Origin of the sequence: Aquabacterium sp. (assembly GCF_036279655.1) — a bacterium.
In the GTDB taxonomy this organism is placed as follows: Bacteria; Pseudomonadota; Gammaproteobacteria; order Burkholderiales; family Burkholderiaceae_C; genus Aquabacterium.
Map to the genome: position 1 here is coordinate 1 of NZ_DASUIT010000063.1, position 5847 is coordinate 5847.

The window sequence follows — 5847 nt, forward strand, 5'->3', positions numbered from 1 at the left end:
AGCCGTGGTGGAGGTGCTGGAGGGCCGCCTGAGCGCCCGCTCGGCCGTGCAGGCCCTGATGATGCGCGAAGCCCGCGCCGAATCCTGAAGCCAGCGTCCATGTTCCGCATCGTTCTGGTCCACCCGGAAATCCCGCCCAACACCGGCAACGTCATCCGCCTGGCGGCCAACACCGGCTGCGAGCTGCACCTGATCGAGCCGCTGGGTTTCTCGATGGACGACAAGCTGCTGCGCCGCGCAGGGCTCGACTATCACGAGTGCGCGCGTGTGCAGCGCCATGCCAGCTGGGATCACTTTCTGCAGACCGTGCAGCCGGATCCGGCACGGCTGTTCGCCTTCACCACCAAGGGCAGCCGGCCCCTGACCGACATCGCCTGGCAGCCGGGCGACTGTCTGGTCTTTGGCTGCGAGACCAGCGGCCTGGACCCCGCCTTGCGCGACACCTTTGCCCTGGATCAGCGGGTGCGTCTGCCCATGCTGCCAGGGCAGCGCAGCCTCAACCTGAGCAATGCGGTGGCGGTGGCGGTGTTCGAGGCCTGGCGGCAGAACGGGTTTGCGCAGGGGCTGTGACCCTGGCGCCGCCCTCAGGCGCCGACAAAGGCAAAACCGGTCTGATGCCGCTTGGCGCGGTACATGGCCTGGTCGGCATGGTGGAGCAGATCGTCCGCCGAAGCGCCGTCATCCGGGCACATCGCGATGCCGATGCTGGGATGCACCGACAACTGCACTTCCCCGATCTTGACCGGGGCCGACACCACCTCCACCAGTTTGCGTGCCAACCGGCAGAGTTGCTCACGTCCTGGCACGCCCACCAGCAGGCAGGCGAATTCATCACCGCCCAGCCGGCTCACCATGTCATGGGCACGAACCGCGCGCGTCAGCCGCTCCGCCACGATGGCCAGTAACGCATCGCCCACCGCATGCCCGTGGGTGTCATTGACCTGCTTGAAAGCGTCCAGATCCAGGAAAAACACTGCCAGCACCGGCTGCTGCCCGGACAGCGTCATCAAGCTGCCCTCCAGTCGTTCGCGGAAAAAACTGCGATTGGGCAGGTGCGTCAGGCCATCGTGCCGGGCCTGATGCCGCGCCTGGCGCTCGCCGGCCTGCAAGCCGCTCAGTTGCCGGCGCATCGTGGCCAGCGCCAACTCGGCCTGATGGGCCTGCTTTTCCAGTTCCCGGTGGTGCTTGAGCTCGCTGGCGAGCAGGATCTGCACCTGCTCCAGTGCGTCGATGCAGGTCAGCACATTGCGCTGGAGCTGCGCCTGCAACGCCACCGGCGCCTCAGGCGGCGCCACCAGCGGTAATGCATCCACCGTCATCTTCAGACGTGCCTTGATCGTGGTCAGCAGATCGCGCCAGTCCGCGGCAACCAGACTGGTGCGGAAGTCCTGCTCAGGGGCAATGGTGCTCATGTGCATGTCCTTGTCATGGTCCGCAGGCTAGCGTGGTCCCCCCCTCATCGTCGGTGCGCCATCGAACACAGACGCCGGCCCCATGGCAGCGCTCACGGCATCGGCAGCCACTCCGCATGGACGTGCAGATCGATCTGGTAACAACTGCAGGCCACGGCTTCCAGACCCAGACGGTCGACGACCGTCAGCGCGCCCCGGTGGTACTCGATCAGGCCCTGCCGCTGCAACGCCACCGCCGCCGTCGTGATGCCGACCCGGCGGACACCGAGCACACCCGCGAGGCGCTCGTGCGTCACGCGAAAGCTGTCGGTGAACGCACGGTCCTGGGTCATGAGCAACCAGCGCGCCAGTCTGGGCCCGATCAGATGAAAGCGCTGACAGGCCACGGCCGACGCCATCTGAACCATCGTGACATGCACATAGCGGTCCAGCCCTCGCTGCAAGGAGGCGCAGTGCCCGAGTTCATGGAGAAAGTCCTGGGTCCGCGCACGCCAGGCCATGCCCGGCCCGAGCACCAGCGCCTGCACCGGTGAGATCACGACGCCCAGGCTCGTCTGGACCCCCAGCATTCCCTCGCGCCCCACCATGCCCACCTCCAGTCCGGGGTGACCCTGGATGCGCATGAGCAGCGAGATCACGCCCCGCATCGGGAAGTAGACGTGCTGCGCCGCCTGCCCCCGCTCGCACAGCACCGTCGCCACGGCCAGCGGGTAGGGCTCGCACACGCCGAGCAGGCGGATGCGGTCCCGGGGTGCCAGGCAGGCCATCAGATGGTTTTGGGTGGGGTCCATGGTGCGGCGCTTGTCCGACCTCTGCCGGATTCCTGGAGCTAGGCGGCCGAGTCTGCAAGCCCGGCGTCGGTCTGACTGTCTGCCAGCGCACAGACCGCGCTCAAGGCCATCGTTACAACAGCAACGAAGGTGACATCACGTCACCGCTTTCAAGGAGCACCTCATGCGCGGATATCTGATCACCCCCTCCCTGCTGGCCCTGCTGGCCCTGTCTCAAGTGGCCTGCAGCGGCATGTCCACACGAGACCGCAATACCGCTGCGGGCGCGGCCATTGGCGGTGCGGCGGGCGCCATCCTTTCCGGCGGCAGCGCGGCCGGCACGGTGGGTGGGGCCGCCGTGGGCGGGGTGATCGGCAACCAGGTCGACCCGAACAAGAAATGAATGCGGAGACAAAGCAGTTGGCCCATCCCTCGTCCTTCAACCTGAAAGAGTAACACCATGACATGTCTTCACCTTGTGACCGCCATCGCCTTGTCCGGCGTGTGTCTGACGGCCTCGGCCTTCGATTCGGGCGCGCAGAACCCGCCGCCCGGTGAGCCGACCTTCGAGCGGCTGTCCACGCACGACACCCTGGCCCCGTTGAGCGAGCTCTTCGATGGTCATCACGACCGATCCGGCACCCACACCGATCTCCTCGGGCTGTTCGGCCGCCACCATGACCAGCCCGGATGGACCTTGCCCAACCAGAGCTGCACCCCCGAGCCCGGCACCGTCGGCATGCTGGCACTGGGCCTCTTCGGCATCGGCTTCGTGCGTGCACGCTCGACACGGCAGCGCTGAGTCACACCCCGCGAGCCGCGCCCTGCATCGTGGCTCGCACGCGCTCTCATCCATCCATCGGAGATCCACCCATGACGCCACACCTCCCAGCCCTCAGATCCACACTCGCCCTGGCGGCGATCGTCCTCTCAGGCCTGTCGGCCTGTTCCCCTGACCCCAACCCGCCCACGGCCGGCCAGAAACTGGATGCGGCGATCGAGTCGACCCAGCAGGCCGCATCGGACGCCAAGGCCGACATCAAGCAGGAAGCCCGCGACATCCAGCACTCCGCCGAACAGGCGGCCCAATCGGGCGCCACCGCGCTGTCGGACACGGCCATCACGACAGGCGTCAAGACCCGGTTGGCCACGGACAAGGATCTGGAATCCATGGACATCCAGGTCGAAACCCACGACGGCACCGTGACCCTGCGCGGAACGGCCCCCAACGCATCGGCACAGCGGCGCGCCAAGGATCTGGCGGCCTCCGTGGAGGGCGCTCGTGCCGTCGACAACCAGTTGAGCATCCGCTGAACGGTCGGCAGGTTCGCGGCCACCGTCTGTTCGGCAGCGCACAGACGCCCCGCCCTCGCGGGCCTACAAACACCCTGTCACTGCCGCGCCATCGCCCCACCCTCCTTTCGGAAAGAAAAACATGACTGCATCCAACGCCTTGCGCCTGTTGAGCCTGGCCACCTTGAGCACCTGGCTGCTCACCCCCGCCCATGCGCAGTACGACGCCTACTACTATGGTGGGCTGTCGGTCGGCCAGGCCCGCGCCAGCTTCGACAAAGCGGCCATCGCCAATGGTTTGCTGGCGCCCGGTCAGACCGCCACCGCCATCCGCAGCGATGACCGTGATACGGCCTACAAGGTGTTTCTGGGCTACCAGTTCAACACCTATGTGGCGCTGGAAGGCGGGTACTTCAACCTGGGCAAGTTCAGCTTTGATGCCGACACCACCCCGACGGGCACCCTGTCGGGTCGACTCAAGGTCCAGGGTGGCAATCTGGATCTGGTCGGCACCATGCCCATGTCGGATCGCTGGGCGCTCATCGCGCGGATCGGGGCGCAGTACGCCAAGGCCAAGGGCAGCTTCCTGGGCACCGGGGCCGTCAGCGTGAGCGATGCCGAGCGCACGGAGAACAAGACCAACGCCAAGATCGGTGTGGGCCTGCAATACGAGATCAACCCGTCCTGGCTGGTCCGAGGCGAGGTCGAGCGCTACCGCATCCACGACACCGTGGGCGACCACGGCAACGTCAATGTCTACAGCCTCAGCATGGTGTTCCCGTTCGACCGCATGCCCCGGCCTGCGCCACGCGTGGCTGCCGCCCCGGTCTACCAGGCCCCGGCACCGGCGCCAGCCCCTGTCGTGCCACCCGCACCGTCCCCCCGCCCCGAGCCCACGCCACCGCAACGCCTGAGCCTGTCGGCTGAATCCTTGTTCACCTTCGACCGATCCGAGCTCCGAGCCGAAGGCAAGGGCGCGCTGGACACCTTTGCCAGCAGCCTGAGTGGGGCGCAATACAGCGAGGTGGTTGTGGAAGGCCACACCGACCGCCTGGGCTCCGAGGCCTACAACCAGACCCTGTCCGAGCAACGCGCCGAAGCGGTCAAGGCCCATCTGGTGTCCTCTGGGCGCCTGGACGCTGCCCGGATCTCTGCCGTGGGCAAGGGCGAATCTGCGCCGGTCACCCGGCCCCAGGACTGCCAGGGCAACAAGCGCAGCGTTGCGCTGCTGGCCTGTCTGCAGCCCGATCGACGCGTCGACATCCACGTGAACGCCACCCGTTGATCACCACCCGGCACCAGGAGAGATGCTCATGAACGCCCCGACAACTGCAGGCCCTTGCTGGAGCACCGCCTCCTTTGGTGCGCCCGTGAGCACGACCGCCACCGAGCTGAGCGAACTGGCACAGCACCTCCAACGATGTCGACAGCTGAGTGGCCGCTGGCTGATCGTGCGATGTGGCGTCGAGGCGATCCACCGTTTCATGGCCGCGCGTCTGGTGACCACGCTGGTGCTGATCGCCCTGTTCGGCGGGGCGAGCCTGCTCGTGTCGTGAGGCATGGCGAGATCACGACTGCTGGACCTCATCCCCGATGCCCCACAGGGCCTGCAAGACTTCCTGGATGGCCATCGGGGCCCTCTGGAGCCGCCCATACGGGCCGAGATCTTCGGCCTGCAACGCTTCGCGCAGCACGGCCACAGCCTGGGCGCCACGCATCGCACCGACCAGAAGACACCGCGCAACAACACCTTCTTCCCCCGGCTGCAGCACAACATCCATGCCTTGCGTGCAGCACACCAGTACATTGGCACGCAAGCGGCCACCGGCTATGACATCAGCCCGGCCGGAGAGTGGCTGCTGGACAACTTTCATCTGATCGAGGCGCAACTGCGCGAGATCCATGAAGGCCTGCCCCGCAGCTACTTCCGCAGCCTGCCTGTCCTGCAGGATGCGCCCCTGGCGGGACTGCCCCGGATCTACGGCGTGGCCTGGGCCTTCGTGGCCCACACCGATGGCGCCTTCGACGAAGAACTGCTCATGCGCTTCCTGGGCGCCTATCAGGAGAGCTGCGAGCTGAACCTCAGCGAGATGTGGGCCCTGCCCACAACCTTGCGCGTCGTGCTCATCGACAATCTGAGGCGGCTGGGCGAGCGGGTGGCCACCCAGAAGGCGGCGCGCGAGGTGGCCAATCTGTGCTGCGATCACATCGAGACCTTCACCCCACGCGTGCTCGATGATCTGCTGGCCCTGGTCAACGAACGCGGTGTCGGGCCGGTCTTTCTGGCGCAGATGGCGCAGCGGCTGCAAGACCGCCGAGCCATCGGTCATGACTGCCACCACGACTGGCTGCACAAGGTGCTGCCCGACCCC

Annotated in this window: 9 protein-coding genes; 7 read left to right on the forward strand and 2 right to left on the reverse strand. The window is 66.8% G+C overall.

All coding sequences use genetic code 11. From position 1 onward, the window contains the following. The first annotated feature begins 99 nt into the window (after positions 1-99). Positions 100-570 (forward strand): tRNA (cytidine(34)-2'-O)-methyltransferase, encoded by a 471-nt coding sequence (locus VFW84_RS07685; protein ID WP_329679862.1) that lies wholly within the window; start codon positions 100-102, stop codon positions 568-570. Positions 571-584: 14 nt separating this feature from the next. On the opposite strand, the gene VFW84_RS07690 is transcribed toward VFW84_RS07685, so the two are convergent. Next, complete coding sequence (locus VFW84_RS07690; RefSeq protein WP_329679863.1) at positions 585-1412, reverse strand: GGDEF domain-containing protein; 828 nt, start codon at positions 1410-1412, stop codon at positions 585-587. Positions 1413-1504: 92 nt separating this feature from the next. Then, the gene (locus VFW84_RS07695; RefSeq protein ID WP_329679864.1) at positions 1505-2203 is read right to left on the reverse strand and encodes a Crp/Fnr family transcriptional regulator; all 699 of its coding nucleotides are present in this window, start codon (positions 2201-2203) and stop codon (positions 1505-1507) included. Between the two features lie 163 nt (positions 2204-2366). On the opposite strand from VFW84_RS07695, the gene VFW84_RS07700 reads away from it, so the two are divergent. The 6 genes from VFW84_RS07700 to VFW84_RS07725 form a co-directional block, all read left to right on the forward strand. Then, a complete protein-coding gene (locus VFW84_RS07700; RefSeq protein ID WP_329679865.1) occupies positions 2367-2585 on the forward strand; it encodes a glycine zipper 2TM domain-containing protein in 219 nt (72 codons plus the stop codon). A 57-nt stretch (positions 2586-2642) separates the two neighbouring features. Beyond that, complete coding sequence (locus tag VFW84_RS07705) at positions 2643-2984, forward strand: PEP-CTERM sorting domain-containing protein (protein WP_329679866.1); 342 nt, start codon at positions 2643-2645, stop codon at positions 2982-2984. A gap of 71 nt (positions 2985-3055) precedes the next feature. Continuing rightward, entirely contained in the window at positions 3056-3496 is a 441-nt protein-coding gene (locus VFW84_RS07710) for a BON domain-containing protein (protein WP_329679867.1), read from the forward strand. Between the two features lie 121 nt (positions 3497-3617). Continuing rightward, positions 3618-4760 carry an OmpA family protein gene (locus VFW84_RS07715; RefSeq protein WP_329679868.1) on the forward strand — a complete coding sequence of 381 codons (1143 nt, stop codon included), beginning with the start codon at positions 3618-3620 and terminating at the stop codon, positions 4758-4760. Positions 4761-4788: 28 nt separating this feature from the next. After that, complete coding sequence (locus VFW84_RS07720) at positions 4789-5031, forward strand: hypothetical protein (protein ID WP_329679869.1); 243 nt, start codon at positions 4789-4791, stop codon at positions 5029-5031. Positions 5032-5034: 3 nt separating this feature from the next. After that, the coding region (locus tag VFW84_RS07725; protein ID WP_329679870.1) for a hypothetical protein at positions 5035-5847 on the forward strand (813 nt) is incomplete at its 3' end.

What these genes read in the sequence shown, in the direction of transcription:
- VFW84_RS07685 (WP_329679862.1), top strand. Translation starts at nt 100, where the DNA reads ATGTTCCGCATCGTTCTGGTCCACCCGGAAATCCCGCCCAACACCGGC.
- VFW84_RS07690 (WP_329679863.1), bottom strand. Translation starts at nt 1,412, where the DNA reads ATGAGCACCATTGCCCCTGAGCAGGACTTCCGCACCAGTCTGGTTGCC.
- VFW84_RS07695 (WP_329679864.1), bottom strand. Translation starts at nt 2,203, where the DNA reads ATGGACCCCACCCAAAACCATCTGATGGCCTGCCTGGCACCCCGGGAC.
- VFW84_RS07700 (WP_329679865.1), top strand. Translation starts at nt 2,367, where the DNA reads ATGCGCGGATATCTGATCACCCCCTCCCTGCTGGCCCTGCTGGCCCTG.
- VFW84_RS07705 (WP_329679866.1), top strand. Translation starts at nt 2,643, where the DNA reads ATGACATGTCTTCACCTTGTGACCGCCATCGCCTTGTCCGGCGTGTGT.
- VFW84_RS07710 (WP_329679867.1), top strand. Translation starts at nt 3,056, where the DNA reads ATGACGCCACACCTCCCAGCCCTCAGATCCACACTCGCCCTGGCGGCG.
- VFW84_RS07715 (WP_329679868.1), top strand. Translation starts at nt 3,618, where the DNA reads ATGACTGCATCCAACGCCTTGCGCCTGTTGAGCCTGGCCACCTTGAGC.
- VFW84_RS07720 (WP_329679869.1), top strand. Translation starts at nt 4,789, where the DNA reads ATGAACGCCCCGACAACTGCAGGCCCTTGCTGGAGCACCGCCTCCTTT.